Source organism: Barnesiella sp. WM24 (genome assembly GCF_004570975.1).
Taxonomy (GTDB): Bacteria; Bacteroidota; Bacteroidia; order Bacteroidales; family Muribaculaceae; genus Muribaculum.
The window spans coordinates 1-25692 of the sequence record NZ_SPPC01000011.1; the positions used below are offsets into that span (position 1 = coordinate 1).

Genomic DNA, 25692 nt, shown 5'->3' on the forward strand with positions numbered 1-25692 from the left:
TATAAGAGACAGTTCCTGATAGAACACGATGGCGATGAACCAACAAAGATTCATAATTCTTTTGAGGACTTTCTTCGTACCATAATCGCTTGCTATAAGGGAAAAGTCTATTTTTTGGATGATGACGGGTATCTTGATATGGACTTTGACGAAGAACAACTTATCAGCCAAAAGTATAATCCCGATATTGACTACTGGTTTGAAGATTAAGAGCAAAGTAGGTCTCTCCCAAAAAACTGATGAGAATTTATCAACCGAGAGAGTCGATGCGTCCGTAAGTGTGCTATTACCTGGTGCTGGAAAGCGATGTGGACGGTGCCCATGCCTCTCGCTTCCTTGGCAAATTACAGGATGTAATCAACGATGACGAAGGTCTTGCAAATATGCGCAACCTCGGCGAAAACATGGCATGGTTGCTAAAAACATTATCCAATGAGTGAAGTAAGAATCGTTAATTTAAATAGTCATGCTTTGAAAAAGCCTATGGCTTTTTCCATTTATCTTCCCGATACATACCCACATAAGGGATTGCTGCCTGTACTATATTTCTTTCATGGTAGAAATGGGAATGAGTTATTTCTCAAACAGCTTGATATTCAGAACAAGGCGGACAAACTTATCAAAGAGGGTCTAATAAAACCGATGGCGATAGTCTGTCCTCGTATGGACAATACCAGAGGGCTTAACACTTCGGATAGTTCGGGTAAAATTACCAATGAGGGAATAGCTATTGATACAGGGAGATATGAAGACTATTTTATTCATGAAATCATCCCATATATAGAATCCAACTTTTCAGTATTATCTGACAAGTCAACAAGATTTGTGGGAGGAGCATCTGCCGGTGGATATGCTTCGGTTCACTACGGGTTAAAGTATCCTGAACTGTTTTCGCGGATTGGTGGACACATGCCTGCAATAGAGAAGCGGCTAGAACTTGACGATCTGCCTTACTATGGAACTGAAGAAGATTTCATTTTGAACGACCCACTTAGATTCAAGCCGTTCACAAATCTACATAAAGAACAGTCATGGTATCTTGATGCTGGTGATTGTGATGAGGGAGGATTCAACGAATCGGTATGCATCTTATCTCAATTGTTAAGTAGTCACGGTATATGTTGTGAGAGCCATATATTCAAGGGACATCATAACAAGGAATATATTGATAGCAATCTTGCAAAGTATCTTATCTTTTATGGCTCTGTTTAGAAGAAATAAATCTGATACTATTTAATTATTACAGCTTTATATCCAATGCGGTTTTGTGCATTATTTCACTGAGTACAAATGAACTTTGCATCTTTACGATACCATGGACTTTGGTCAGTTTCTCGAAAACGAACTTATTGTATTCATCTAAATCCTTCAATACAACCTTCAAAAGAAAATCGTAGAAACCGCCTGATAACATCAAAGGGACCCGGAACAACTCTTGAATTTGCACTTGTGCCATGTACAGCCTGACGTAATCTGAAGAAGCTGAGAACTCGCCTCGTATGGCGGACGCCATACCTGCCCTGTGAAATGTAGTTGCGGATATATCATATCTCGATTATTTTTTGTAACTTCGTAGTGCAAAATTAGATGATTATCAGCGTGGAATCAATGACTTACCTAAGGGCTTGACCCTTACCGAAAAGTTTGCATTGCTCTTAATCAGTCTTTTTGCAACTCAGGCTATGGCTAAAAAACTTGACTACGAATATTGCAAGGCTGCTCCGATGCTTGAATGGCTCGGCAACAAGTGGGCACTGGTTGTTCTCGTAAAGATTTCAGAGAACGGGCCGGTACGCTTCAACGAGCTGTACCGCAATATCCCGTCGGTCTCGGAGAAAGTGCTTTCGCAGGTGCTTCGTCAGCTTACAACCGACGGCATTATCCGCCGCGAACTCTTTCCGGATGTTCCTCCACGCACCGAATATTCGGTGACAGACTTTGGCAAGACACTGCTGCCTCATGTCGAGGCTCTGCTCAGCTGGGGGCGCGAGAACTTTGAACAGATAATTAAAAACCGACAAAATACAAAATAAACTATGTTTATCGCAATTCTGACCTACAAAAAGCCGCTTGAAGACGTTGACCGCTTTCTTCAGGCACATCGTGAATATCTTGCCGAGCATTATGACGCAGGCGACTTCATTGCATCCGGTCCGCAGACTCCCCGCGTGGGCGGCGTAATATTGATGAAGGCCGAAAGTCGTGCGGTTGTTGATTCTATCATCGAGCAAGATCCGTTCAACATCAATGGCATTGCTGACTACCGGATTGTTGAGTTTACACCGACAATGTTTGTAGAACCGAGCCTTTCCGACATTTTAAAATAAGGATTATACTAATGGAGAATAAAAGAGCTATAATTATTTGGCTGTCAGCCACCATCATTGTGATGCTTGCATTGCCTTTTGCTGTTGCCGGGCTTGCGTCTGAATGTTCCGGAATGGCACTGTGCATGATGCTTTTCTTCATTGTGAATCCAATTTATTCTGCGATTCTTGGTTATCGCTGCGGGAAAGACATAAAGAAAATGTGGAACCTTCCATTGGTGTCAGCCTTAGCGTTTCTTGCCGGCACATGGATTTTCTTTGATATACATGAATTGTGGTTTATCGTCTATGCAACAATATATCTTGCAATAGGCTGGACTGCAATGGCTATAAGCAAGCATATAAACAGTCCCAATAAGGGTAATGATATTTTCCCGTTTTCAGACGCTCCAAATACGGCTGTTTTCATATGCAGTCATATCCTGGATGGTAGAGAAAATATATTATTTGTTTCACACGATGCGGATGATGGAGCATGGCAATTCCTTTGTGGTAAAGAACACGACGAAAGCGATGCAAGGATAGTTTCATTAAAGTATGTATTGGATTTAGACCCGACTATCGTCAAGCTGAAAGATTTACCTCTTGGCTATTGTGCAGAAAGGAAATCCAAGAATGACAAGTGGGTGCTTGTAAAGAGTTAAACAATGTCATACATATCAATCGAAAGCATCAGACTGACTGATGAACATAAAAACACAGCTAATTGAAAATGAGCAACGAATCACACAGTATATTCCCGGGAATTAAAGCTCGTAAGCCGCAATATGTGCTGGGGACAGAGAATGGGACCAAACGCACATCAAACGTGACCGAGGCAAAAATTGTTGATGCCGTGTCTGACATAGAAGACAATGTGGCGATATACCTTGAAAAATGCGTACCGGTGGTATTGGTCCGCTATGCCGAAGCATATTCTATTGATTATTATAAGGACTGCAGCATTGCGGTGTGTTTCAGAGTCAACGGACATATGCTGCGCATGTGGCGGTCGGATGTAGATTGTGATATGGCGGCGGATATTATGTGTAACTTCTTCCGCACTGCCTCGCTTCCCGATATGACAGGCTGGCACTGTCAGAAAATCTATCCGGAGCAAGAGGAGCCGGAGACGAAACTATGTGTGGACGGCGAGGATTTCCGATACTTTGACATGGCTGACGTGTTCTGTGCATTGGAAAATATCATAGAGGGCAAATCGCTATGGATGCTTTATGATTTCATTAAAGGCGATGGCGGATATGTCAACATCCGCAGGCGCGACAATGATGCGGCTCCGACCGCCGTATATAAAGTTGAATATGTCAGATGGACTAAACCGACTCCGACCGGCTTCAGAGGTGTCGTTTCTGATGACGGACTTATGCGAAGCTGGCTGTGGAGTCTGATTGACAGCGAGAGGTTGCCCGATCCTTTGGATGATTGGGAGGAGTTTGACGTAAACAACCACTTTGAAAGACTGATGTTCAGATTTTTAGACGAAGAAAAAGATGAAAGGTAAATATAGCAAGCCGGTGAAAACGGCTGTCAAACTGATTTGGTCGAGTTTCGACCGTGAGAAAATACGCCAGGGCTATGCGATGCTCATGCAGGCAGCGCAACAGGGCGATGCCGATGCTCTGGCATTCATAGCCCGTTGCTTCATGGGCGAGGAATATGTGTGGGCACAGGCAGGCTTCACAGTTGACGATGCCAATGCATCGAAGCTAATGCAGAAGAGCGCGATGATGGGCAGTGCCACCGGCGTTCTATGTGCTGTGCGAAGCGCAAACCTCACACCCTCGGTGGAAAGGGCAATGCCGTTTGCTTCGTTTAAGGAAGCATTTGAGGAGATTCTCGGTCAGGCTGAGCGTGGCGACGCTTTCTGCTGCTACATGGTCGCCAACGTGTATTTCTGGGGCGACTATCTGCGTGTCGAGCCCGACTATGCCAAGCAATTCAAAGATGAAAGAGATTATAACGCATGGGCGTGGCCGATAGCAAAGGTGTGGTACGAACGTAGCTTCGACGGCGGACTTTGTGCCGGTTGGGGCAATTACTGCGACATACGCAAATCAGGTCTGGGCGACATCAGCCCGGATGTCTATGAGAGATACTATCAGATGCTGGCTGACATCTCGCCGATAATCTGCACTAACTACGGCTATTATCTTCGCAAAGAGAAGGGTGATGCATATGCCGGTCTGCTGCGTTATGTGGAAGCTGCCCGCAAGGGCGACCCTCAGGGCGCATACAATGCCGGGCACATCTATGAGGCAGGCGAGGAAGTTGATGAGAATATAAGCCTTGCCTGTCAGCTCTTTGAAATGGCAGCCAACGGAGGACTTGCTCAAGGGCAATTCGAGATGGGATATTACCATTTTGAAGGCTGTGGCGACTTAGAGCAGGACTATGCCCAGGCTGTGGACTGGTTTGAAAAGGCCTACTGGAATCCGAAGTGCTCTGAGGTTACCAAGGCGCAGTGTGCCGCCTATCTCGGCATCTGCTATCAGGAGGGGCTGGGAACGGTGCAGGACGACGATGTGGCGTTCGAGTATCTTCATGAAGCCGGCGATGGTGTCGATCATCTTTGGGATTCAATAATCGTCAGAGTACTCACCGCACTCGGCGTGGCTTATGCTTTCGGGCGTGGCACCGAGGCGGATATTGAGTTGGGATACCAGTATTTTGAAGATGCAGTAAAACTCGGTTCGGAAGAAGCCAAAGAGTATATCAGCTACATCAACTCGCCCGACTTTGAAGCCCGCGAGCGGAAAAAAGAAGAACCGACGACTCCCGTGGCTCCGTTCTGGCAGGGAGTGGCTGCAATGATCAGTGATGCGGTTGAAGCGGATCTGCGCGAAATTCTTGACCGCATAGACGATGAGCGCATTTACACAGTCGCTTTGGTCACCGACAGGTATTGTTGCTCGCTATTTCTTGCAGTGAACACCCTGGAGTATCTTGAAAGTGAAGACGAAGAGCCTGATGACGAAAGCAGATGGCATCCTGATGAATGGGGATATTCCGACGGGCATGACAGCGAACTGGTGAAACTCAGCAAAACTCTGTGGGAAAACCACAATACTTTGCCGGGAGAAGCCTTTTTCTTCAATGCAATGATTTCAGCGATGAAGCAGGTCAAAGATTCCGGAATATTAGGAGAACGCACCGATGAAATCACACTATTCATCTCGATATCAGACGATGAAGATGCTGAAAACCTCGAAGACTCGTCGGCTATGACGCTGAACAGCCCCGAACTGGCTGCCGCTTTCCTGGATAGAAACAGATAACATCATATTATGGCATATTATACTGTTTACTGGCCTCATGACTGGTTGGACGAACTAAGAAAATCAGATGACAACGGGCCTATAAAAGTAGTGTTTGGCAGCATCCACTCAAGGATGCCGTCAATAGCATCGATAAAAGTGGGTGATGTCGTATTCCCGGTCTCCCTTCTTGACAGGCACCTCTATATAATGGCAAGACTGGAAGTGACTCATAAGGAAAGAGCCTTCGACTATTGCATAAGAGAACTTGGGTCTCCTTACAGGTCTCTTATTCCAGAAGGCGTTGTCGTTAAGGCATCTGACACATTCTTTTGTGCAAAAGACGCTTCTTATAAAAGTCTCAAGAGTGTGCCTGAGAATCTCACGATGATTATTCCCGTTGACAAGCCCCATTGTAAGCATCAGGAACCGTTTAACTGCTGTGCCGAATGGGCAGTATGGGGAGACAATGGCAGCGTTATCCAACCGCGCCTCATTCCTGATGAAGTTGTGCCGCTTCTTAGATTCGGCTATCCAAAGAGTAAAGAAATGCCATTACGAATCAATTCAAAAGGAGTCGTGTTGGCTCAAAGCATTGCTGCAACCCGTCGTCTGTCGGAGGAATCCGCAATGGTTTTTGAAGAAATCATTAAAAAATCATGATAAAGTACACGAATAAATATACCGACACATCGTTCGATATCGCCAAATGTCGTGAATCGGCTGAATCGGGCTCTGTTCCCGCACAATATCAATTCGGTCAATGCTATGCCGATGGACATGGCGTGGAGCAGGATATGACCGAGGCTGTACGCCTGTACAAGAAAGCGGCGACCAACATAAATGAGAATACCGGATACAACGGACACGCCGGAGCCATGCGCTGCCTTGCCGACTGCTATGCCAACGGCGATGGCGTCAGAAAAAACGCGAAACAGGCCGCCGCATAGTATGCAAGAGCGGATTCCGCGAATGGCTGATGAACTGTCGTGAAGAAGCTGCAAAGTCGCCTCGTATGGCAGACGCCATATCTGCCCTGCGAAATGTCGTTGTTGATATATCATGTCTCGACTATTTTCATTAAATTTGCGGTGAGTCAGAGCGCTTTGCACCGGCTGCGCCGACATGCGCTCTAAGCTCAATTGGGGCGTGAGAATTTTAAACAGATGGAAAACCAACAAAATATTACTAACTATATGGATATGAAATTTTGTCAGAGCTGCGGAATGCCGCTCACAAATGATGTCATCGGCACGAATACCGATGGTACACCAAATGAGGATTACTGCATTTACTGCTACAAAGACGGCAAGTTCACGCAGGACATGACAATGGAGCAGATGATTGACCACTGCGCTCAGTTTACCGATGAGATAAACAGGAACTCGGGGCAGAATCTCACCGTCGAACAGATGAAAGAGCAGATGCGCCGGTTCTTCCCGCATCTCAAACGTTGGAAAAAGTAACAGACGATTATGAGTAACGAAGTTCTATATATACTCCTGCCGGACTATGCGGCGCATGAGGCGGTGTTTCTTTCGCAGGCCATTGCCTCTGATGAATATGCGATGAAGAAAAATCCGAAGTATGTCAATAAGGTGGTCGCCCCTACATTGGAGCCGGTGAAATCAATCGGCGGGTTCCGCACAATGCCCGATTATTCGTTTGATACGATGCCCGACGATTATGCTGCGCTGGTGCTGATTGGTGGTTTCGGATGGAGTACGCCTGTTGCTGAACGGGTTGTGCCAATTGTCAAAAAAGCAGTTGAAGGAGGAAAGATTGTAGGTGCGATATGCAATGCAGCATCGTTTATGGCAAAGCATGGTTTCCTCAATGCGGTGAAACATACCGGCAATGGTTTGGACCAACTGAAAATTTGGGGTGGAGAGAACTACACTAATCCCGACGGGTATATCCACGCGCAAGCCATAAGCGATGGCATCATGGTGACAGCCAACGGTTCTGCAACCCTTGAATTTGCAAAAGAGTTACTTACGTTGCTCGAAAACGATACACCGGAACGAATTGAAATGTACTATCAGTTCAACAAGCAGGGTTTCTGCAACCTTTTCTCGATCGAATGAATTATCGCGCAAGACCCGTTATATCAACGGCATTGCCGATTATCAGATTGTGGAGTTTACTCCGACAATGTTTCTAAATGATGATTTGAAAAATATACTTTCATAATGGACACTTACAGATTGATATTGAGACCTTGGCAGGAATCCGATGCCGAATCACTTTACAGATATGCGAGTGATCCCGACATCGGACCGATTGCCGGATGGCCTCCGCATGCCAGTGTTAGTGATAGCCTTGAAATCATACGCACTGTTTTTGCCGCTCCCGAAGTCTACGCCGTTGTGTTGAAAGACACCAACGAGCCGGTTGGCAGTTGCGGAATCATGTTTTCCAACGGTCTTCACTCGGCCAACATGACGCAGCGTGAAGCCGAGATAGGCTACTGGATTGGCAAGCCTTATTGGGGTCAAGGCCTTATTCCTGAAGCAGTCAACGCTTTGCTTTCACGATGCTTCAATGAGCTGGATCTTGATGCTGTGTGGTGTGGTCACTACGATGGCAACGACAAGTCTAAACGCGTCATCGAGAAAAGTGGATTCAAGTACCATCATACTGAGCATGATGTCGTTTCACCTCTTGGAGACAAGCGCACCGAACACTTTTACCGCATGACAAAAGAAGACTACAATGCCCTACATATCAATCGAGAGCGGCAAACTGACCGCTGAACAGAAGAAGCAACTTATTGAACGACTGACTGCAACAGCCTCCGAGATAACCCATATCCCGGAGCAGTTCTTTACCGTTACGATCAAAGAACTGCCCGATGAAAAGTTCTTTGCAAAGCAAAGCGCTAAAGCGATGATGGTATCGGCGGCAAGTCAATCGACGAGATTAAACAGAATTATAACGGTAAAAAAGTTTAGGAATGGCGTTTGACTACAAGAAAGAATACAAGAGTCTGTATATGCCCAAGGTTAATCCGACTATTGTGGAAGTGCCTAAGATGAAGTTTATCTCTGTCAATGGCTGTGGAAATCCTAATGAGCCGGACGGAGAATACCAGCAGGCTTTGGGCATTCTTTACCCGGTTGCTTATGCTTTGAAAATGAGCTATAAGACAGATTACCGTATCAATGGTTTCTTTGAATATGTTGTGCCGCCGCTTGAAGGTCTATGGTGGACCGACAATGCTATTTCAGATGATTTCACAGATAAGTCTGCTTTCCGATGGACTGCAATGATTCGCGTTCCAGATTTTGTGGATGAAGTTGACGTGGAATGGGCAAAAAGAGAGGTGTTCCGTAAGAAAGGGCTTGATTGCTCCTCTATTTACCATATGAGTTTTGAAGAAGGCCTATGCTCACAAATCATGCATATCGGGTCGTATGACACAGAGTCGGTGTCTCTTGACATTATCGACAAGTATATTGAATCAAACGGATACATGAAGGATATAACAGCTGCCCGCCGTCACCACGAGATATATCTTTCTGATCCGAGGAAATGCACTCCCGATAAAATGAAAACAGTTCTTAGAATCCCTGTTGCCAAACGCAAATGAGCCTCACATTACGCCCATATAAGCCGACGGATGCTGTGATAATCACATCTTGGCTGAAAAGCGAATACCTTATGCGCCAATGGTGTGCGGACAGGTATGAGCATTATCCCGTAACGCCCGAAGATATGAATTCATATCACGAGCGGTATATTGACGGCCAACGCTCGTGTGCCCTGACAATGACGGATGTCGACGAGGTTGTCGGTTACATCACATTGCGAACTCCGGCAGACGATACGACAGAACAGCGACTTGGATTTGTCATTGTAGATGATTCAAAGCGTGGTCGCGGTTTAGGGAAAGCTCTTGTCTCAATGGCGGTAAAATATGCTTTTGAAACGCTTGGAGCCACAAAAGTGTCGCTTGGTGTCTTTGAAAATAATCCGTCCGCCATCCATTGCTATGAAGCGGCGGGATTTCATCGTGTTTCACGGCAGGACACTGAGAGCTACCCATGTCTTGGTGAAACGTGGAACTGCATTGAAATGGAACAATATACAGATGCCATAATTCGCGATATTAAGTCAGACGAGATACCTCTGCTTACCGAGTTTCTTTATGAGGCGATATTCCAACCGCAGGACGCACCGAAAGTTTCGAGAATAGTTCTTCAGGAACCAATGATATGGGCTTATGTGAATGGATTCGGATTGCTCACCGGCGATTTCTGCCGTGTGGCAATAATCGGCGGTGTCATTGTCGGTGCGGCATGGTCAAGACTTGGGTGTTCATACGGTAAAGTGGATGCCTCCATTCCGGAATTGGCAATTTCACTATATCCGGAATATCGTGGAAGAGGTATAGGCAGCCGACTATTGGAATCCTTATTGAACACGCTTTGCGAGAATGGATATAAAAAGGTTTCATTGTCAGTCGATAAGACCAATTATGCAGTAAGTATGTACCGCAGATTCGGATTTGAGACTATCGTAGAGCGAGAGCATGATTATTTAATGGTCAAACATTTGAATCGCAAGTGTATAGACTGATAAATAACAATAGAAAGTGATCTTCCATGGGTGTCATTACGAAAGAAGCCGTTTTAGACCTGATAGACAGGATGCGTACCCCCGACCCGGAGGCAAAGGGATTTTATGAGGAGACAGTACAATGGTCAGCGTGGCAAGAAGCCCGGAATCTGACGGATATGTCGCTTATGCCGGTGCTGGAAGATATTATCCGTGAACATCCCGGCGATGAAGGGAGAGATGTACGTAAAACGGCTTATTTCATTTATCAGAAACTCCTTGGGCATCGGTTTGACGAGGCGGGATTCGTTTTCCTGCTTGGACGACTCGACAAGGAAATCACAAAAGGAAATGCCATCTGGTGGGTTGACTATCTCGAAGATATAGACGTTCAACCGGAAACATCCGTGCATACTTTGCTTTCGATAGCTATGCGCGGAGACAGAGATGACCTGAAATGGATAAGCCGCATCATCGAGGAATATGCCGGAAAAGGCAATATCGAAGCACGCAATGCACTGCCTGATTTGAAAGAGCGGATAAAGGCGGCATCTAAAACAGCGCGTCAGGCGACAGCCGATATTCTGAAAGAACACGGAGTTGTGTCGAAAGCCGATATGCAGCGGTTGCGGACGAGGATGGAGCTGTGCTTTATGAGGCATTGAAAGCAGGCGTCATGGAGGAATACGGCATCAGCCACAAACGGCTGGACAAGCTCATCGGAGAGATTCTAAAGTAAGTATTGGCTTAATTTTGAATGAAGAACTGATTACAGTATGGCTATTACACCTGACGACATTCTGAAATATTGCCTTGACAACTTTGAAGGGCTTGTAGAGGTAAACAGCTGGGGCGAGCGTGGGATTTTCTACAATCCCGGTGGTGTGCTTAAACGTGGTGTATATGTGTTGACAATCAAAGAAAAGGATGGTGACAATGACCGGGCTTCCCGCCTTGACCGCGAGGATGTGTGGCGTGTGAATATAGGAGTCAGAAAACAGACATTCCGCATTTTATTCGCCGAATTGCCACGACGCCCGGATAAAGGTTGTATTGTGGATATGCCGTATGACTTTACTGCAAAGGATGTCATTATGCCGCATCCGGTCTATGCATGGATGGGGTGGATTTGCGCTTTGACTCCATCTGAAACGACATTTGAATCATTGAAGCCTTACATCCTTGAATCTTACGAATACGCGAAAGAGAAATTCAGTAAAAAGATGACCGGGACAGTGAACCGGTTATCTGAGGACAATGACAGAACCTCTACCATTAAAGAAGCGATAAGGCGCTACAACGAAACTATTGAAAGCAACGAGCCTTTCTGTATGAAGGATGAGGCTTGGTATATGATGGGGCTTGCCTATCAGGAACTGTTCGACTATAAAAAAGCCTTTGCTTGCTTCAAGAAAGCCTCAGAGATGAATTATGACGAAGCCTTTGTCAAGATAGGAGATGCCTATATGGATGGGCTGGGAGTGAAGCAGAATCCGGTCATGGCTTACCGCTGGTATCGCAAAGGTGCTGACATGGGAGAGATGAACGCCATGCTGAAGTTGGCAGACTGTTATAAGCACGGTACAGGCTGCAAGGTCAATTATTCAAAGGCGATGGAGCAATACCTCTATCTGGCGGAACGCACCGGCCGCTATTGGCAGAAATACGCCGACGGCATAGGCACAGCGTTGTATGAAATCGGCAACATGTATCTTGAAGGCTTAGGCGTGCCGGTTGATTTGAAAAAAGCCTCCAAATATTTCCGACTTGCCGCCAAGAAAGGCAACCGAGATGCCGAAAGTATCCTTAATACCGAAAAATTTAATTACTTTGAAAAATAAAACATACTGCAATGAACCAACTGACAGAATATTATAAAATCTTACAACGCTTCTCCAGTCTGTACGCCGGGGAGGGCGACGACGAACTGGCGCTGCAGGCCGTCAATGCCATCACACCCTTAGCCGAAAAGGGCAACACCAAGGCGCAATATATGCTCGGACGGTATTACTCGTGGGGTTATCATCATCAATGTGATAATCAGAAAGCGATTTACTGGTTTGAAAAAGCTGCCGACAAAGGGAGCGACAAGGCTGCCGAGGCGTTGGCAAATCTCTATCGCTACGATTTTGGCGACGATGAGACGATCAGTGCGCAGGCTAAAAAAGACTTTACACACAAATGGCATTACCGCTGGATTGAGATACTGGAGGTAAAAGCCGTCAAGGGTGTGGCAAGCGCGGCTCAGGCTCTGATGAAACTCTATGCCTATGACTGTCCCGCTGACATCGACCGCGAAGAGGGAGTGAAGATTGCCTGCAAATGGTACTACTGCTGGGTTGAAATCCTGAAAGCGCGAGCCGACAAAGGCGATATGGCGACCAAGAAGCGTATTGCCGATATTCTGTCATGGGGTACAGGTGTTCCCGATGAAGTGTTGGAGATTGTCGAATATGATGATAATTACGAAGATACCGCCGCTGAGTTGTATACCGAAGTGGCTGAAGAAGAGAAGGATGCCGACGCATGGTTTAACCTCGGAATGATATATTACAGTGAGGCGACTGAAGAAGCTCTTCGGAAGTCATTTGACTGCTTTATGAAAGCCGCCGAAATGGGCTACAAAGACGCTTACCACTGCATCGGCGGCGCATACTTTGACGGGCGCGGTGTTGAAAAGGACTGGGGCAAGGCACTCGAGTGGTATCAAAAAGGAGCCGAAGCGGGCGATGTAATGTCGAAACTACATCTTGCCCAGTGTTATAAAAGCGGTATCGGCGGAGAAAAAGACTATGCCGAGGCTATGAAGCTCTATCGGCAGATTGCCTCCCGCCGCAACTTATACGGAAAATACAACCATGAAGTCAGCGTGGCACAGTACGAAATCGGCAACATGTATATGAAAGGGGTTGGCGTGGAAACCGACTTCCGCCAGGCTTTCGACTGGATTCGGCTTGCCGCTGAAAACGGCAACATCGCCGCCGAGAATGCGTTGAACAACAAGAAATTCAGAGATTTCAAAAGATCATAGCTGACGCTTTCAAGGGCAACATCAAAAGTCTGTTAGGTGAATTACATCATGTGCCACAAAAAAAAAGGATATGGAAAAAGAATTTGAAGGTTTTGATTTTACAAACTTCTGGGATGATAATTACTATGCTCGTGAAGAGTATATAAGTGATGCCCCCACTGATGAACTGATAGCCGATGTAGAGAAAGAATTAGGATACAAGTTGCCGGCGTCCTATATATGGCTGATGAAGCAGCATAATGGAGGCATCCCTTTCAATACTTGCTTCCCTACTGATTCACCCACAAATTGGGCTAAAGACCATATTGCTATAACCGGCATTTATGGTATAGGTAGGGAAAAGGACTATTCACTATGTGGTGAAATTGGCAGTCAGTTTATGATTGATGAATGGGGGTATCCTGCTATTGGAGTTGTTATTTGTGATTGTCCGAGTGCCGGGCATGATATGGTTTTCTTAGATTATCGAGAATGTGGTTCCCTCGGAGAACCCAAAGTTGTGCATATCGACCAAGAATCTGATTTCAAAATAACTCCTTTAGCAGAAAATTTTGAGGACTTCATACGAGGCCTTAAAAGTGCTGAAGAATACGAAGCAGAATGATAAATAAGGCACATAACAAGCGGATAAATCTCCCCAAAAGGTCGATTATCCGCCGGATATTATCGACCACTTCAAAAATATGGAAATGAGAAAAGAAAAGGTAATCAAATTATTAAGAAAAAGCGATGTTGGTTGGAGATTCTTCAATCAACATCAAGTTATTATTGATGAATATAGTCTTGAAAAAATCTTCATCAACAATAAAAACGACTCAATAAGAAAATGGACTGAAATAACAAATTCTAAGAAAGGTCACTTATTTAGATTGCCTGATTCGTTTTGGGATGGTCTGAATAAAATATCAACTCTATCTGTTGACTGGGACAAAATCAATTATCCTATAAGTTTATCCCCTTTTTTAGAAGCCAATGATAAGATTATATTGTTTTGGGGTAGTAACTGTTCGATTATCACTTTTGGTGATGTTTTTCTCACGTATTGGACTGATTTCTGCTACCCAGATGATGATAATATATTGATTGCTGTTCCTGCAAAAAATGTTTTAATTACTTTTGTAGAAGAGAATTTTGCATTTTATAATAAAAAGTCAAATGAGGTAGATAACAAGCTGCTCAACATCCCATAAGGAGTAGTTGGCTTCCGAACATTTGCATCATGTTGTATCACGAAATAAAAATTGAATGGAAAAAGAAATATCTTGTTTGATAGATGAATTTATTAGTCTATCTGATGAATTAAGGCCGGGTTATTCCTTGAGTATTGTAAAGAACAACGAGTTGCCCTTAATCCTTCCGGAATCATTAAATATATTGTACTCTAAAGTAAGTGGTACATATTACGAGAATGAAGATCAACGACTGATGGATTTCTTACCCGGTTATCTTCTAATCAGGGATGCTGAATACGAAAGTTTTATGCAGACTATAAAGGAAATGATTCCTAATGGAGAAGACAAGTATTATCCAATCCTTGTGAATTATTCCTCAGACTTTTACGCATTGAAAGTATCGGGAGGTAAAGAAGTTGGAATATTCCTGATAGATCACGATGGCGATGAACCAACAAAGATTCATAATTCTTTTGAAGACTTTCTTCGTACTGTAATCGCTTGCTATAAGGGAAAAATCTATTTTTTGGATGATGACGGGTATCTTGATATGGACTTTGACGAAGAACAACTTATCGGCCAAAAGTATAATCCCGATATTGACTACTGGTTTGAAGATTAAGAGCAAAGTAGGTCTCTCCCAAAAAACTGATGAGAATTTATCAACCGAGAGAGGAGTTGCGACCTTATGTGCGCTATTACTGGGTGCTGGAGAGCGATGAGCCTTTCAGCGTCCTGACATTTCCGATCGGTTGTCAGCAGATAATCTTTCATAAGAGAACTCCGCTTTATATTCCGGAACTCGACAAAAGCCAGTCGCAGTTTACGATTAGCGGTCAGGTGAATTTTCCTGCGCATATTCAATCCGGCGGAAGGCTGGAAATGATAGTGGCGGTCTTCTACCCGCATACCATCGGGATGTTTATCGACACTCCGCCCTCGACATTCTACAATCTTGAAATCTCCGGCTATGATATTGAGAATCGACAACTAAACGAAATAGCGCAAAGGATTTTCAACTGTGAGGATGACAGGGAGTGCATAGCTATTCTTGAACGGTTCTTGATGTCAAAGATAAATCCGTCATTGAATATCAAGAGGATAGGGAAATCAATAGGCACAATGCTTCGCAATCCCTCTACGCGTGTTGACGCTCTTGCCGGCAGAGCCTGTCTTGGCAGACGGCAATATGAGCGTGTATTTCGCGAAACGGTCGGGATGAATCCTAAGGAATATGCCCGCATCGTGAAATTTCAAAAGGCACTGTGGCTGATGCAACGAGGAGAAAGCAACTATGCCGGAATCGCTGCCGAATGTGGTTACTCCGACCAGTCACACTTTATAAGGAATTTCAAAGAACTGAGCGGTTATACTCCTGAGGCGCTTATAAAGCACTGCGCACCATACTCCGACCTGTTTACCAATCCGGTATAATGTCGCATTTATTCTATCGGGAGCGAGCCATGAGGTGTAATTTTGCATCAAAAATGATTATGCAAGAAGTAAATCCGGCAGCGACAACTCGCGCCTACGCCTATGAAATGTGGATGAATGCCCCGATGCCGATGGTGACACTGATAAAAACCCTTGATGTCACACGATTGCGTGCTATTAGCAGAAAGCGCGGTATGAAATTCAATATGCTGATGTGTTGGTGCATCTGTCGTGCCGCAACGCAAGTAAAGGAGTTCTATATGCTGCCTGTAGGTGATAAGCTAATCAAGTATGACGCGATTGCTGTCAACACAATTGTTGCCAACTCGGAGGGAGAGGTAAGCTCATGTGACATCCCGTTCTGTGATGACCTCAATAGGTTTAATGCCGATTATCTCCGCCTGACACGCGAAGTTGCCGATACATGTGAGAATCATGACATCACTGACAGTATGGTAATCGGCACATCAGCGTTGGCTCAATACGACATAGACGGTGCAGTCGGGATGTATAGCGGCATATTCAACAATCCCTTCATGATATGGGGTGCATACCGTCGCCGGTGGCTCAAGACGCGACTGACCGTATCATTCCAGTTTCACCACACCCAGATGGATGGAGCACACGCCGCCAGATTTCTTGGCAAATTGCAAGATGCCATTAACTCCCTTTAGTCAAATTGCGTTTGACCTCCTTCAAGTTATTGCGTCCCCATTCCGAGAGTTGATTGAGTATCGGGATTAGAGTCTTTCCTAAATCCGTCAACTCGTATTCCGTGCGAGGGGGAACTTCGGCATATAGAATACGCGTTACCAGCCCGACTGATTCGAGAGTCTTCAGATGTCCTGACAATACCTTCGGTGATATGTCGGGGATTGCCCTCGACAATTCGTTGAAACGCATTACGCCGAACTCGTCAAGTATGACAAGCAGGAGCATCGACCACTTGTTGGCGAAGTGAGCAATCACGTTTCTCATCGGGCATGATGCGATACAAGAATATTTTTCTGAAATTTTTTCTGCTTTCATATTGCTGATACTGACTAAAAGTGAGTTTAAAGTAAGTGGCTACTATTGAAGTAACCTCTTGTATGGTAATGTTTTGATACTTAAATTTGCGGTGAGTCTTGATGGCTTACGCCACCGCACACCGGCTTCGCCGACATGCGCTTCAAGCTCCCTCGCGAATGGGTATTTGCACTATCCGAAGGGTAGCTGTTATCCTTTGTAAAGTTAACAAAAAAGTAATAAATCTACAAATTATGACTGAAAACATTATCAGTATTCCGGTATCGGCAAAGCCTAAGGGAAAGGCTTCATTCGTGATGCTCGGAACTGGCTTCGATGAAATCGAAGCCCTTGCGCCCGTTGATGTAATGCGACGTGCGGGTATGGACGTATTCACTGTCTCCATGACCGACAACCGTCTTGTAAAAGGCGCTACCGGCAATAGTATTGTAGCCGACATGTGTGTCTCCGATTTAGACCCCGGACAGATTGACTGGCTCATATTTCCGGGGGCTGACAGTGAAGAGGCTGCCGTTAATCTTAGCGATAGCCTTATAATGCTTGTAAAAGAGCATTGGAATTGCGGTGGAAATATCGCGGCTATCTGTGCGGCTCCGGCACTTGTACTTGGACCGCTCGGGATTATCAGCGGAATAAAAGCGACAGGTTATCCGTTTCTGAAAGAAGAATTCAGGAATCACGGCGGTATCTATTCCGACGAGCCGGTAGTCGTCACTGACCGTCTGATTACATCAAAAGGGCCTGGCACTACTCTTGATTTTGCCCTCGCTATTGTCCGCAAGACAAAAGGAGAAGAGACAGAAATGGCACTCCGCGAAGGAATGGTGATACCATAAGCCGGATTGTAGCGACAAAGTATAAGCACTGCCTGCTGCTTAATAAAAGTTGCTGTGTCGCAAAAGATTAATTTAGATTGCGACACAGCAACTTCCCGGTATTTTCCCTGACAATTAATCCTTTTTCTCAAAGCATCCATTTGGACAGACAGAGACACATCTGTTGCACCCGACGCAACTGTAATAAAGTGGTTTTGCGTGTCTGTGCCACAGAAAGCGAATGCGAATTATAGCTTCATTAGGACAGATATCCACACATTTCCAGCACGCAGTGCAATTGCGGGACGAGAATTTAGGATGTTTTACTTCTTTTCTCATAAACTACAATGCTCACATAAAATTGTCTAAGCATGCAGGTGGAATTATTTATACGAAATCAATGCGTCATACAGCTCATGGAGTCTCTTGCGCAAGAACTTGACAGCATAGTGTTTTCTTGAAAGCAAAGTTGCTACAGATATGCCGGTTGCCTTTGAAATATCCTTTACCGGTATTCTGTCGAATACGGTCATGCAAAATACCTCGCTCTGCTCTGACGGAAGTTCAGACAGGGCGGCATCAAGCTCTTGCCACACCAGACTGCGCAAATATACTGTCTCCGGTGAATCCTGCAGCGGAGAGAAAAGAGTATGGGCTATCTCTTCACACAGGATGTCCTCCGTGTCAAGAGAGATTTCCCGCTTTTTCCTCCAGAAGTTCAATATTGAATTATGAGTCACGCGATAAAGCCACGATGACATACGCTCGATATCGGAGCCTTGCTCTGCCGATGCCCTGGCAAGCTGATAAAACACATCCTGAAGAATATCTTCCGCATCTTCAGGAGTGTTGACCTGCGAGCGGATGTAGTTGAACAGACGCGGAGTATATTTGACAACTATCTCGCCGATTTCATCATTCGGTCGCATCGGAATCAGCCGTCTTATGATTGCGCAATCCGAAATGCTCTCTTCGACGGCGCTCTATAAACTCGCGTTTCTGTTCCAGGGTCATGTTATGCCAGTGGGAATGCCAGTCGTCGGTATGATAATGGATTTTATGCATGATTCCGCCAACGAATAAAAACAGGAATATAAATCCTCCGGTCATGATTTGTCCAAGCAGAAACAATCCTGTACCTTGCCAGAAACATATTTCGGAAAAGCCGCATGTAGTGGCTATTATTGAATTCCAAAGCGGTGTTATTGCAAGCCCGGCAAGCGATGGTATAACTGCGATAACCACAAGAAGTGCTATGATTGTCTTAATTACTTTTTTCATAATTACTGCGTTAATTTATTTTGAGCGCTCTATTTATTAAGACACACAACGCTTAAAAATATTTTATCGCCTATGAAAAATTTCATTTTCGTTTCTGCTATCCTTTTCTTGGAATCTTGGAAACTATCTTATATTGCCAAATTTATGAAGTTGTGTCCATAAAATGTATTGCATATTTTGTGGAATCGTAAAATATATATAATTTTGCGTAATTAATTACGTAAATACATACATATATGGTCTTGTTTGAGAAATCAGGAATATTGACTATAGGCAGCAGGTTGCGCTGGCTTGCCGATGTGATTACTCACGATGCGGCAGAGATATATCAGCTCTACGGCATTGATATAAAGCCGAAATGGTTTCCGGTGCTTTATATGCTTTTCCATGGTGATGACGCTTCGGTCACCGGTATTGCAAAGGCAATCGGTCAGTCTCATCCATCAGTCAGTACGATTGTGAAGGAGTTGAAAGCAGCATCTCTTGTCGTGTACGGCAAATCGGATGATGACCGCCGCGCAACAGTAGTTAGACTTACTGACGACGGAGCAAAACTAAAGGAAAGGCTGCATGATGTATGTGAAGATGTCGAAAGGGTAGTGACGGCTATTGATTCTAAGGCGCCCAATAAGCTTTGGGCAGCACTCGACTGCTGGGAGAATGCATTGTCGGAGAAATCCTTGCTTAGACGAGTGAAAGACGTTAAATCATCTCGTGAAGAACAGAATGTCGAGATTGTAGATTATGAGCCCAAATATCTCATGACATTCAAAAGGTTGAATATAATGTGGATAAACAGCCATTGGTCACTTGAGCCCCATGACCTTGAAGTGCTGAATGACCCTGAGACATCTATCCTGTCTAATGGAGGACATATATTTGTGGCTCTCGTCAATGGCAAGCCGATGGGCGTAGTTGCCCTTTGCCCGATGGAAAATACGGAATATGATTTTGAACTCGCAAAACTCGCTGTCGACCCTGAATCACGCGGCAACGGAGTAGGGGAAAAGATATGTCGCACAGCGCTTGAATATGCACGGCGCAAAGGTGCGAAAAAGATTTTTCTTGAAAGCAACACCCTGCTTAAACCGGCGATAGGACTATATCGGAAACTTGGCTTCATGGAATTGAAAGAATATCATCCGGCATATGAACGCGGAGATATACAGATGGAATTAACCTTAAAATAAATTGATATGCAGAAGATTGTAGTAAAGAAAGAAGACGCATTAAACCGTGTGTTCAAAGGCGTTAATCTTGATTCGCTCGCTGTCGGCGAAAAATCAATGGTAACAAAAATGAATTACGTCAAAGGTAATTTCGCCACACTTCACAGTCATCCTCATGAACAATGCGGATATGTGATTTCAGGCAGCTACCGCCTTATAGTAGAAGCTGAACCGAGAATAGATGTGATACTTGCCGCGGGGGATTCCTATGCAATTCCCGGCAATGTGTCTCATTCGTTTGAGGTGCTTGAAGGGGGAGAGGTTGTCGATGTGTTCACCCCACAGCGAGAAGATTACCTATAGAAGGCGTCCGTTTCTGATCAGATTAACTCCATTGACTTTGCCAGACGGCAAGCTTCAATGGAGTTTTTTACTTGGAGTTTGGCAAGGATTTCTTGACGATGGCGATTTACCGTGTGCCTGCTGATGATGAGACGATCAGCGATTTCCACGCTCGTCAATCCTTCATCAATAAGCGACAGCACCTGACACTCGCGTTTGCTCAGTACAGTATTGTTGGTCGATGAAGTCAATTCCTCGGTAGTCCCGGTAAGCATATTGACAATGAGGCTTTTTCCCGTGAAGTCAAAAGGAAGCGGACCATAGAGGCATATCGCATACAAGACGTTTTCCTTCTCATCGTCATAGATGTAATACATGCGATGTAACACATTGACTCTTTTACCACCGGGCAGGCAGAATCGTAATTTGCCGATTAGACAAAAGTCACTTCGTTTCATCTTCGGCACATGACGCAGGAAATGGAAAAACCGTAACTCTGCAATGATTTTTAATTCTTGTTCTTCCTGTGACATCATGGAGAATATTCGGTTCTCCCATATTGAATCTTCATGAATATAGTCTTCAAGCCCGAGCATAGATGCAAAACCGCCGGCAATTATCCGGCTTCTTCCTTTAGACATATCGCTGACCACGGCTATGACGTTTTCCACGTTTGCTATTGCCTGAGCATAGCCGATTGCTTCTGAAAAGCGGCTGTCATCGCCGGCAGAATCACGCGACAAGAGCAGACTATCCAGCTTTTTTCGGTTCTTTATTGTCGATAAATGGTTATTTTTAGCCATTGCAGATTATATTACAGGTAATTAACTTTGCAAAGTTAAAACAAAAAGTGGTTATTAGCCCCATGTATGTAATTGATTAAGACAACCTGTAAAATCAAATTATAAAATAATGAAAACAATACTTCTCACATCTCTGTCAATGATTGCATGCATTTGTGTGTCAGCACAGACGAATTGGTTTAATGAACCGTCGGATTGGACCATATCTGACGGGAAACTCACAATGTCGGTAACACCCAAAAGTGATTATTGGCGTATATCACACTATGGATTTACCGTTGATGACGCTCCATTCTACTATGCTGAATATGGCGGAGAGTTTGAGGCAAAAGTAAAAATCTCGGGTGACTATAAAGTGCGTTTTGACCAGGCGGGCTTGATGATACGTATAGACCATGAAAATTACATAAAGACAGGAATAGAATATGTAGACGGGAAATATAATCTAAGTACGGTTGTGACACATAACACGTCAGACTGGAGTGTGATAGCACTGGACCGTCCCGTACAATCATTATGGATTAAGGCTGTGCGTCGTCTTGACGCTATTGAAATCTTTTATTCTTTCGATGACAAGGAGTACACGATGATGCGTAACGCATGGATGGAAGCAAATCGCCCCGTCAAAATAGGAATGTTTGCCGCCTGTCCTGACGGTGACGGATTCAAGGTCAACTTCTCTGATTTTAAGGTCACGCATCTCCCTGATAAGATAAGAACCGAATGGTTGAAAAGCAATTCAGATTAATCGCAGTTGCATAGCCGGCAATTTATCACTAAATTTGCACCGCCGATTATAAGCAGTAGTGTTTTGTAATCCTCATCGGAGGGCATCATACAATGCCGGATAAGATGACCGGGTAAAACCTCGATTCTTATTCGGCAATAATTATGTTTAACCCTTGATGTTGAGACAAAATGCAACGTGATTCAATTGACTTGGGGACAGTAAGGATTCCCCGGCTTTTCAGGATTTATTTTATACCTACATTACTTGGGATGCTGTCGCTATGTGCCGTAACAGCAACCGATGGCATTTTTGTAGGTCGTGGTGTCGGCAGTGACGGGCTTGCGGCGGTCAATATCTGTATTGCTCCTACAATGGTGATAATAGGCATCAGCCTTATGCTCGGAGTGGGAGCGTCGGTAGTGTCATCAATACATCTCGCCAACAATAACGTCAAGGCGGCGCGGCTAAATATCACGCAGGCTTTGATTGTCGCTACGATTATCGTGACTTTGTTCTTGATTGTGACATTATCGTCGCCTGCGGCAACAGGCAGACTGCTTGGCAGCTCAGAATCGCTTCTGCCGTTGGTAGAGAACTATATGCCTTGGATATTTGCCTCGTGTATGTTTCAGGCATGGTGTGGAATCGGTCTGTTTGTCGTCCGTCTTGACGGAGCACCAGGATATGCCATGTGGTGTAATGTCTTGCCGGGACTACTTAATGTGCTGCTTGATTACATTTTTATTTTTCCTCTTCAGATGGGGGTGAAAGGTGCCGCGATTGCCAGCTGTATAAGCTGCGCTGTTGGCGGTATAATGGTCATGTGCTATCTTGGCATTTTAGCAAGAAATCTGAAACTGATAAAGATTAAGCTGAGCCGTAAAAGCCTTCGGCTTACAGCAAGAAATATCGGCTATCAATGCAAGATAGGTATATCCGCTCTATTGGGAGAAGCGACAATGGGTATGTTGATGCTTATGGGTAATCTTACATTCATGCGTTATATGGGAAATGACGGAGTAGGGGCCTTTAGTATAGCTTGCTACTACTGTCCGTTTGTTTTCATGATCGGTAATGCGATAGCCCAGTCGGCGCAGCCGATAATAAGCTACAACTATGGACTTGGTCAAAAAGGCAGAGTTGCAATAACCGAGCGACTTGCTATTTTATCGGCAATCATATGTGGACTTACAGTCACAGCCGCATTTGTATTTGCCCCTGCCGCTATGGTGCGCCTGTTTCTTGACGGGGATGTAGCTGCCGCAACGATAGCCATCGGCGGATTCCCCATGTTTTCAACTGCATTTGTATTCTTTATATTTAACCTCACGGCTATCGGATATTTCCAAAGTATTGAGAAGGTTGTACCCTCAATTGTTTTCGCTCTGCTGCGAGGTGTAATATTTCTTGTGCCGGCGTTTATTTTCATGCCGCTATTAATTGGCGATTGTGGTATATGGCTTGCGCTATTTGTGTCAGAATTGCTCACATCGCTATGTATAGCAGGATATTATCTATATAACCGGCGGAGATAAGACAGTAAAAAAAATAAATGTCAGCTGCCGAAATGCAGCTGACATTTATTTTTACATGTAACGGGGAATTAGTCTTCTCCGTTTAGAATCTCAAGCATCTTTATTGCAGATACCGGGATACGGGTACCGGGACCGAATATTGCCGCAACACCTGCTTTATAAAGGAAATCATAATCCTGGGCGGGAATAACACCTCCGGCAGTGACAATTATATCCTCGCGTCCGAGCTTTTTAAGCTCTTCGATAACTTGAGGCACAAGAGTCTTGTGGCCTGCTGCCAGCGATGACACACCGAGAATGTGTACGTCATTCTCCACAGCCTGACGGGCGGCTTCAGCGGGGGTCTGGAACAATGGTCCCATATCCACGTCAAAACCACAGTCGGCATAACCTGTGGCAACAACTTTTGCACCACGGTCATGACCGTCCTGACCCATCTTCGCAATCATGATACGGGGCTGACGGCCTTCTTTCTTCGCAAATTCCTCACACATCTGCTGAGCGCGGATGAAGTCAGGGTCTTGCTTGGTTTCGTTGCTATACACGCCTGAAATAGTTCTGATTACTGCTTTATATCGACCGACAACCTCTTCACAGGCATCGGAAATCTCTCCAAGAGTAGCTCTCAATCCGGCTGCTTTGACAGCAAGGTCAAGCAGATTGCCCTTCTTGGTGCGAACACACTCGGTGATGTCGGCAAGCGCTTTCTTGACAGCCTCCTCGTCACGATGAGCCTTCACGTCGTTAAGACGCTCAATCTGCTCTTTACGCACTTCAGTGTTGTCAATTTCAAGGATGTCGATGGGGTCTTCATGCTCAAGACGGTACTTATTGATACCGACGATTGTCTGGCGACCTGAGTCAATACGGGCCTGGGTACGTGCCGAAGCCTCTTCTATACGCAGCTTGGGAAGACCGGTCTCGATTGCCTTTGCCATTCCGCCGAGCTTTTCGATTTCCTGAATATGCTCCCACGCACGGTGAGCTATTTCATTGGTCAAAGACTCAATATAGTAAGAACCGCCCCAGGGGTCAACCTGCTTGGTGACATAAGTCTCCTCCTGAATGTATATCTGAGTATTGCGGGCAATACGTGCAGAGAAGTCGGTAGGCAACGCAATAGCCTCGTCGAGAGCATTGGTGTGGAGTGACTGGGTGTGACCTAATGCAGCGCCCATCGCCTCGATACAGGTTCTGCCGACGTTGTTGAACGGATCCTGCTCGGTAAGAGACCAGCCTGAAGTCTGGCTGTGGGTACGAAGGGCAAGTGATTTGGGATTCTTCGGATTGAACTGGCTTACAATCTTCGCCCAAAGCATACGCGCAGCACGCATCTTTGCAATTTCCATGAAGAAATTCATGCCGATTGCCCAGAAGAATGACAGACGCGGAGCAAAAGAGTCTATGTCCATGCCGGCGTTTACACCTGCGCGAAGATATTCAAGACCGTCGGCAAGAGTGTAGGCAAGCTCGATGTCACAGGTAGCACCCGCCTCCTGCATGTGATAGCCGGAGATTGAAATCGAGTTGAACTTGGGCATGTTCTGCGATGTGTATTCAAAGATGTCAGCGATTATGCGCATTGAGAATTCCGGCGGGTATATATAGGTGTTACGCACCATGAACTCTTTAAGGATGTCATTCTGAATTGTACCTGCCATTTCTTCCAGTTTGGCACCCTGTTCGAGACCGGCATTGATGTAGAATGCGAGCACGGGAAGTACCGCTCCGTTCATGGTCATGGAGACTGACATCTTGTTCAAAGGTATACCATCGAAAAGCACCTTCATGTCTTCGAGCGAGCAGATAGATACGCCGGCTTTACCGACATCACCGACAACGCGCTCATGGTCAGCGTCATATCCGCGGTGAGTGGCAAGGTCAAACGCTACCGACAGACCCTTCTGTCCTGAAGCGAGGTTGCGGCGGTAGAACGCATTGGATTCAGCTGCGGTAGAAAATCCGGCATACTGACGGATAGTCCAGGGGCGTAGCGGATACATGGCGCTGTACGGACCGCGCAGGAAAGGAGGAATACCTGACATATAATTAAGGTGTTCCATGCCTTCAAGATCCTCTTTTGTATATATAGGCTTAACGGGAATCAACTCCGGAGTGAGCCAATCTTCACCGTTGGCAACGGCACCATGCTGAGCGCCGAAAGCATCTTTTGTTATATCAATTGTTTTAAAATCGGGTCGCATTGTGTT

Annotated in this window: 33 protein-coding genes and 4 pseudogenes; 29 read left to right on the forward strand and 8 right to left on the reverse strand. The window is 45.2% G+C overall.

Features of this window, described 5'->3' with window-relative positions; all coding sequences use genetic code 11:
- The 3 genes and pseudogenes from E4T81_RS15650 to E4T81_RS11795 all read left to right on the forward strand — a co-directional run.
- Positions 1–210: pseudogene (locus E4T81_RS15650) on the forward strand (hypothetical protein); the annotation flags it as partial.
- 68 nt (positions 211–278) lie between these two features.
- Positions 279–440, forward strand: a complete 162-nt coding sequence (locus tag E4T81_RS15775) for a hypothetical protein (protein ID WP_209308190.1) — start codon at positions 279–281, stop codon at positions 438–440.
- Positions 433–1212: an esterase family protein gene (locus E4T81_RS11795; protein WP_135044811.1), complete on the forward strand. Its 780-nt coding sequence runs from the start codon at positions 433–435 to the stop codon at positions 1210–1212. The genes E4T81_RS15775 and E4T81_RS11795 overlap by 8 nt, the downstream gene beginning before the upstream one ends.
- 28 nt (positions 1213–1240) lie before the next feature.
- Here the strand turns inward: E4T81_RS11795 and E4T81_RS15925 are convergent.
- Positions 1241–1408 (reverse strand): annotated as a pseudogene (locus E4T81_RS15925) (Lrp/AsnC ligand binding domain-containing protein); the annotation flags it as partial.
- Positions 1409–1431: 23 nt separating this feature from the next.
- A pseudogene (locus tag E4T81_RS16110) lies at positions 1432–1548 on the reverse strand (radical SAM protein); the annotation flags it as partial.
- 134 nt (positions 1549–1682) lie between these two features.
- On the opposite strand from E4T81_RS16110, the gene E4T81_RS11805 reads away from it, so the two are divergent.
- The 21 genes and pseudogenes from E4T81_RS11805 to E4T81_RS11910 all read left to right on the forward strand — a co-directional run bounded on the left by E4T81_RS11805 (position 1683) and on the right by E4T81_RS11910 (position 16452).
- Positions 1683–2033 carry a helix-turn-helix domain-containing protein gene (locus E4T81_RS11805; RefSeq protein ID WP_135044815.1) on the forward strand — a complete coding sequence of 117 codons (351 nt, stop codon included), beginning with the start codon at positions 1683–1685 and terminating at the stop codon, positions 2031–2033.
- A gap of 3 nt (positions 2034–2036) precedes the next feature.
- A complete protein-coding gene (locus E4T81_RS11810; protein WP_135044817.1) occupies positions 2037–2327 on the forward strand; it encodes a YciI family protein in 291 nt (96 codons plus the stop codon).
- 11 nt (positions 2328–2338) lie between these two features.
- Positions 2339–2971 (forward strand): hypothetical protein, encoded by a 633-nt coding sequence (locus E4T81_RS15780; RefSeq protein WP_209308195.1) that lies wholly within the window; start codon positions 2339–2341, stop codon positions 2969–2971.
- Between the two features lie 68 nt (positions 2972–3039).
- The gene (locus E4T81_RS11820) at positions 3040–3828 is read left to right on the forward strand and encodes a hypothetical protein (protein ID WP_135044819.1); all 789 of its coding nucleotides are present in this window, start codon (positions 3040–3042) and stop codon (positions 3826–3828) included.
- The gene (locus tag E4T81_RS11825; RefSeq protein ID WP_135044821.1) at positions 3818–5602 is read left to right on the forward strand and encodes a DUF4303 domain-containing protein; all 1785 of its coding nucleotides are present in this window, start codon (positions 3818–3820) and stop codon (positions 5600–5602) included. Before E4T81_RS11820 ends, E4T81_RS11825 begins: the two co-directional genes overlap by 11 nt.
- 9 nt (positions 5603–5611) lie before the next feature.
- On the forward strand, positions 5612–6244 hold the full coding sequence (locus E4T81_RS11830; RefSeq protein ID WP_135044823.1) for a hypothetical protein: 633 nt from the start codon (positions 5612–5614) through the stop codon (positions 6242–6244).
- Positions 6241–6531: a tetratricopeptide repeat protein gene (locus E4T81_RS11835; protein ID WP_135044825.1), complete on the forward strand. Its 291-nt coding sequence runs from the start codon at positions 6241–6243 to the stop codon at positions 6529–6531. Before E4T81_RS11830 ends, E4T81_RS11835 begins: the two co-directional genes overlap by 4 nt.
- A gap of 246 nt (positions 6532–6777) precedes the next feature.
- Positions 6778–7047: a zinc ribbon domain-containing protein gene (locus tag E4T81_RS11840; RefSeq protein ID WP_135044827.1), complete on the forward strand. Its 270-nt coding sequence runs from the start codon at positions 6778–6780 to the stop codon at positions 7045–7047.
- 9 nt (positions 7048–7056) lie between these two features.
- The gene (locus E4T81_RS11845; RefSeq protein WP_135044829.1) at positions 7057–7668 is read left to right on the forward strand and encodes a DJ-1/PfpI family protein; all 612 of its coding nucleotides are present in this window, start codon (positions 7057–7059) and stop codon (positions 7666–7668) included.
- 105 nt (positions 7669–7773) lie between these two features.
- Positions 7774–8337 carry a GNAT family N-acetyltransferase gene (locus E4T81_RS11855; RefSeq protein ID WP_135044830.1) on the forward strand — a complete coding sequence of 188 codons (564 nt, stop codon included), beginning with the start codon at positions 7774–7776 and terminating at the stop codon, positions 8335–8337.
- Positions 8297–8535, forward strand: a pseudogene (dmpI, locus tag E4T81_RS11860) (4-oxalocrotonate tautomerase DmpI). Before E4T81_RS11855 ends, dmpI begins: the two are co-directional and overlap by 41 nt.
- A 2-nt stretch (positions 8536–8537) precedes the next feature.
- On the forward strand, positions 8538–9173 hold the full coding sequence (locus E4T81_RS11865) for a GyrI-like domain-containing protein (protein WP_135044832.1): 636 nt from the start codon (positions 8538–8540) through the stop codon (positions 9171–9173).
- The gene (locus E4T81_RS11870) at positions 9170–10162 is read left to right on the forward strand and encodes a GNAT family N-acetyltransferase (protein ID WP_135044834.1); all 993 of its coding nucleotides are present in this window, start codon (positions 9170–9172) and stop codon (positions 10160–10162) included. The genes E4T81_RS11865 and E4T81_RS11870 overlap by 4 nt, the downstream gene beginning before the upstream one ends.
- A gap of 26 nt (positions 10163–10188) precedes the next feature.
- Positions 10189–10806, forward strand: coding sequence for a hypothetical protein (locus tag E4T81_RS11875; protein WP_135044837.1), 618 nt, complete (start codon positions 10189–10191; stop codon positions 10804–10806).
- Positions 10807–10917: 111 nt separating this feature from the next.
- Complete coding sequence (locus E4T81_RS11880; RefSeq protein WP_135044839.1) at positions 10918–11982, forward strand: DUF6194 family protein; 1065 nt, start codon at positions 10918–10920, stop codon at positions 11980–11982.
- Between the two features lie 11 nt (positions 11983–11993).
- Positions 11994–13172 (forward strand): SEL1-like repeat protein, encoded by a 1179-nt coding sequence (locus tag E4T81_RS11885; protein ID WP_135044842.1) that lies wholly within the window; start codon positions 11994–11996, stop codon positions 13170–13172.
- Positions 13173–13242: 70 nt separating this feature from the next.
- A complete protein-coding gene (locus E4T81_RS11890) occupies positions 13243–13776 on the forward strand; it encodes an SMI1/KNR4 family protein (RefSeq protein ID WP_135044844.1) in 534 nt (177 codons plus the stop codon).
- A gap of 79 nt (positions 13777–13855) precedes the next feature.
- Positions 13856–14362, forward strand: coding sequence for a DUF2947 family protein (locus E4T81_RS11895; protein ID WP_135044846.1), 507 nt, complete (start codon positions 13856–13858; stop codon positions 14360–14362).
- A 55-nt stretch (positions 14363–14417) separates the two neighbouring features.
- The gene (locus E4T81_RS11900; RefSeq protein ID WP_135044848.1) at positions 14418–14966 is read left to right on the forward strand and encodes an SMI1/KNR4 family protein; all 549 of its coding nucleotides are present in this window, start codon (positions 14418–14420) and stop codon (positions 14964–14966) included.
- A gap of 29 nt (positions 14967–14995) precedes the next feature.
- Positions 14996–15778, forward strand: coding sequence for a helix-turn-helix transcriptional regulator (locus E4T81_RS11905; RefSeq protein ID WP_135044850.1), 783 nt, complete (start codon positions 14996–14998; stop codon positions 15776–15778).
- Positions 15779–15837: 59 nt separating this feature from the next.
- Entirely contained in the window at positions 15838–16452 is a 615-nt protein-coding gene (locus E4T81_RS11910) for a CatA-like O-acetyltransferase, family 2 (protein WP_135044852.1), read from the forward strand.
- On the opposite strand, the gene E4T81_RS11915 is transcribed toward E4T81_RS11910, so the two are convergent.
- Entirely contained in the window at positions 16439–16807 is a 369-nt protein-coding gene (locus tag E4T81_RS11915; protein ID WP_167761881.1) for a helix-turn-helix domain-containing protein, read from the reverse strand. The genes E4T81_RS11910 and E4T81_RS11915 overlap by 14 nt on opposite strands.
- 233 nt (positions 16808–17040) lie before the next feature.
- Between E4T81_RS11915 and E4T81_RS11920 the strand changes: the two genes are divergently transcribed.
- Positions 17041–17643: a DJ-1 family glyoxalase III gene (locus E4T81_RS11920; protein WP_167761883.1), complete on the forward strand. Its 603-nt coding sequence runs from the start codon at positions 17041–17043 to the stop codon at positions 17641–17643.
- Between the two features lie 114 nt (positions 17644–17757).
- On the opposite strand, the gene E4T81_RS16115 is transcribed toward E4T81_RS11920, so the two are convergent.
- From E4T81_RS16115 to E4T81_RS11935, 3 genes are read right to left on the reverse strand one after another with little or no spacing between them, the layout of a single operon-like run.
- Complete coding sequence (locus tag E4T81_RS16115) at positions 17758–17961, reverse strand: 4Fe-4S binding protein (protein WP_135044856.1); 204 nt, start codon at positions 17959–17961, stop codon at positions 17758–17760.
- A gap of 44 nt (positions 17962–18005) precedes the next feature.
- Positions 18006–18551 carry an RNA polymerase sigma factor gene (locus E4T81_RS11930; RefSeq protein WP_135044858.1) on the reverse strand — a complete coding sequence of 182 codons (546 nt, stop codon included), beginning with the start codon at positions 18549–18551 and terminating at the stop codon, positions 18006–18008.
- The gene (locus tag E4T81_RS11935) at positions 18538–18903 is read right to left on the reverse strand and encodes a hypothetical protein (protein WP_135044860.1); all 366 of its coding nucleotides are present in this window, start codon (positions 18901–18903) and stop codon (positions 18538–18540) included. Before E4T81_RS11935 ends, E4T81_RS11930 begins: the two co-directional genes overlap by 14 nt.
- Positions 18904–19139: 236 nt before the next feature.
- Between E4T81_RS11935 and E4T81_RS11940 the strand changes: the two genes are divergently transcribed.
- Together E4T81_RS11940 and E4T81_RS11945 are read left to right on the forward strand one after the other, a co-directional pair.
- Positions 19140–20093 carry a bifunctional helix-turn-helix transcriptional regulator/GNAT family N-acetyltransferase gene (locus E4T81_RS11940; RefSeq protein ID WP_135044863.1) on the forward strand — a complete coding sequence of 318 codons (954 nt, stop codon included), beginning with the start codon at positions 19140–19142 and terminating at the stop codon, positions 20091–20093.
- A 6-nt stretch (positions 20094–20099) separates the two neighbouring features.
- Positions 20100–20435 carry a cupin domain-containing protein gene (locus E4T81_RS11945; RefSeq protein ID WP_209308191.1) on the forward strand — a complete coding sequence of 112 codons (336 nt, stop codon included), beginning with the start codon at positions 20100–20102 and terminating at the stop codon, positions 20433–20435.
- Between the two features lie 17 nt (positions 20436–20452).
- Here E4T81_RS11945 and E4T81_RS11950 read toward each other — a convergent pair whose 3' ends face one another.
- Positions 20453–21217 carry a response regulator transcription factor gene (locus tag E4T81_RS11950; RefSeq protein ID WP_135044864.1) on the reverse strand — a complete coding sequence of 255 codons (765 nt, stop codon included), beginning with the start codon at positions 21215–21217 and terminating at the stop codon, positions 20453–20455.
- A gap of 109 nt (positions 21218–21326) precedes the next feature.
- On the opposite strand from E4T81_RS11950, the gene E4T81_RS11955 reads away from it, so the two are divergent.
- Together E4T81_RS11955 and E4T81_RS11960 are read left to right on the forward strand one after the other, a co-directional pair.
- A complete protein-coding gene (locus E4T81_RS11955; RefSeq protein WP_135044866.1) occupies positions 21327–21965 on the forward strand; it encodes a DUF1349 domain-containing protein in 639 nt (212 codons plus the stop codon).
- 170 nt (positions 21966–22135) lie between these two features.
- Positions 22136–23482, forward strand: coding sequence for an MATE family efflux transporter (locus E4T81_RS11960; protein WP_135044868.1), 1347 nt, complete (start codon positions 22136–22138; stop codon positions 23480–23482).
- Positions 23483–23550: 68 nt separating this feature from the next.
- On the opposite strand, the gene scpA is transcribed toward E4T81_RS11960, so the two are convergent.
- On the reverse strand, positions 23551–25686 hold the full coding sequence (gene scpA, locus E4T81_RS11965) for a methylmalonyl-CoA mutase (protein ID WP_135044870.1): 2136 nt from the start codon (positions 25684–25686) through the stop codon (positions 23551–23553).
- Between the last annotated feature and the right edge of the window lie 6 nt (positions 25687–25692).

Excerpts from the sequence above, each read along its gene's own strand:
- E4T81_RS11930 (WP_135044858.1), bottom strand. The coding sequence starts at position 18,551 with ATGCGACCGAATGATGAAATCGGCGAGATAGTTGTCAAATATACTCCG.
- E4T81_RS11870 (WP_135044834.1), top strand. The coding sequence starts at position 9,170 with ATGAGCCTCACATTACGCCCATATAAGCCGACGGATGCTGTGATAATC.
- E4T81_RS11895 (WP_135044846.1), top strand. The coding sequence starts at position 13,856 with ATGGAAATGAGAAAAGAAAAGGTAATCAAATTATTAAGAAAAAGCGAT.
- E4T81_RS11900 (WP_135044848.1), top strand. The coding sequence starts at position 14,418 with ATGGAAAAAGAAATATCTTGTTTGATAGATGAATTTATTAGTCTATCT.
- E4T81_RS11960 (WP_135044868.1), top strand. The coding sequence starts at position 22,136 with ATGCAACGTGATTCAATTGACTTGGGGACAGTAAGGATTCCCCGGCTT.
- E4T81_RS11935 (WP_135044860.1), bottom strand. The coding sequence starts at position 18,903 with ATGAAAAAAGTAATTAAGACAATCATAGCACTTCTTGTGGTTATCGCA.
- E4T81_RS11855 (WP_135044830.1), top strand. The coding sequence starts at position 7,774 with ATGGACACTTACAGATTGATATTGAGACCTTGGCAGGAATCCGATGCC.
- E4T81_RS11880 (WP_135044839.1), top strand. The coding sequence starts at position 10,918 with ATGGCTATTACACCTGACGACATTCTGAAATATTGCCTTGACAACTTT.
- E4T81_RS11865 (WP_135044832.1), top strand. The coding sequence starts at position 8,538 with ATGGCGTTTGACTACAAGAAAGAATACAAGAGTCTGTATATGCCCAAG.
- E4T81_RS11805 (WP_135044815.1), top strand. The coding sequence starts at position 1,683 with ATGGCTAAAAAACTTGACTACGAATATTGCAAGGCTGCTCCGATGCTT.
- E4T81_RS11920 (WP_167761883.1), top strand. The coding sequence starts at position 17,041 with ATGACTGAAAACATTATCAGTATTCCGGTATCGGCAAAGCCTAAGGGA.
- E4T81_RS15780 (WP_209308195.1), top strand. The coding sequence starts at position 2,339 with ATGGAGAATAAAAGAGCTATAATTATTTGGCTGTCAGCCACCATCATT.
- E4T81_RS11810 (WP_135044817.1), top strand. The coding sequence starts at position 2,037 with ATGTTTATCGCAATTCTGACCTACAAAAAGCCGCTTGAAGACGTTGAC.
- E4T81_RS11945 (WP_209308191.1), top strand. The coding sequence starts at position 20,100 with ATGCAGAAGATTGTAGTAAAGAAAGAAGACGCATTAAACCGTGTGTTC.
- E4T81_RS11795 (WP_135044811.1), top strand. The coding sequence starts at position 433 with ATGAGTGAAGTAAGAATCGTTAATTTAAATAGTCATGCTTTGAAAAAG.
- E4T81_RS11845 (WP_135044829.1), top strand. The coding sequence starts at position 7,057 with ATGAGTAACGAAGTTCTATATATACTCCTGCCGGACTATGCGGCGCAT.
- E4T81_RS11910 (WP_135044852.1), top strand. The coding sequence starts at position 15,838 with ATGCAAGAAGTAAATCCGGCAGCGACAACTCGCGCCTACGCCTATGAA.
- E4T81_RS11820 (WP_135044819.1), top strand. The coding sequence starts at position 3,040 with ATGAGCAACGAATCACACAGTATATTCCCGGGAATTAAAGCTCGTAAG.
- E4T81_RS11890 (WP_135044844.1), top strand. The coding sequence starts at position 13,243 with ATGGAAAAAGAATTTGAAGGTTTTGATTTTACAAACTTCTGGGATGAT.
- E4T81_RS11840 (WP_135044827.1), top strand. The coding sequence starts at position 6,778 with ATGGATATGAAATTTTGTCAGAGCTGCGGAATGCCGCTCACAAATGAT.
- E4T81_RS11830 (WP_135044823.1), top strand. The coding sequence starts at position 5,612 with ATGGCATATTATACTGTTTACTGGCCTCATGACTGGTTGGACGAACTA.
- E4T81_RS11875 (WP_135044837.1), top strand. The coding sequence starts at position 10,189 with ATGGGTGTCATTACGAAAGAAGCCGTTTTAGACCTGATAGACAGGATG.
- E4T81_RS11885 (WP_135044842.1), top strand. The coding sequence starts at position 11,994 with ATGAACCAACTGACAGAATATTATAAAATCTTACAACGCTTCTCCAGT.
- E4T81_RS11950 (WP_135044864.1), bottom strand. The coding sequence starts at position 21,217 with ATGGCTAAAAATAACCATTTATCGACAATAAAGAACCGAAAAAAGCTG.
- E4T81_RS11940 (WP_135044863.1), top strand. The coding sequence starts at position 19,140 with ATGGTCTTGTTTGAGAAATCAGGAATATTGACTATAGGCAGCAGGTTG.
- E4T81_RS16115 (WP_135044856.1), bottom strand. The coding sequence starts at position 17,961 with ATGAGAAAAGAAGTAAAACATCCTAAATTCTCGTCCCGCAATTGCACT.
- E4T81_RS11825 (WP_135044821.1), top strand. The coding sequence starts at position 3,818 with ATGAAAGGTAAATATAGCAAGCCGGTGAAAACGGCTGTCAAACTGATT.
- E4T81_RS11955 (WP_135044866.1), top strand. The coding sequence starts at position 21,327 with ATGAAAACAATACTTCTCACATCTCTGTCAATGATTGCATGCATTTGT.
- scpA (WP_135044870.1), bottom strand. The coding sequence starts at position 25,686 with ATGCGACCCGATTTTAAAACAATTGATATAACAAAAGATGCTTTCGGC.
- E4T81_RS11905 (WP_135044850.1), top strand. The coding sequence starts at position 14,996 with ATGAGAATTTATCAACCGAGAGAGGAGTTGCGACCTTATGTGCGCTAT.
- E4T81_RS11915 (WP_167761881.1), bottom strand. The coding sequence starts at position 16,807 with ATGAAAGCAGAAAAAATTTCAGAAAAATATTCTTGTATCGCATCATGC.
- E4T81_RS11835 (WP_135044825.1), top strand. The coding sequence starts at position 6,241 with ATGATAAAGTACACGAATAAATATACCGACACATCGTTCGATATCGCC.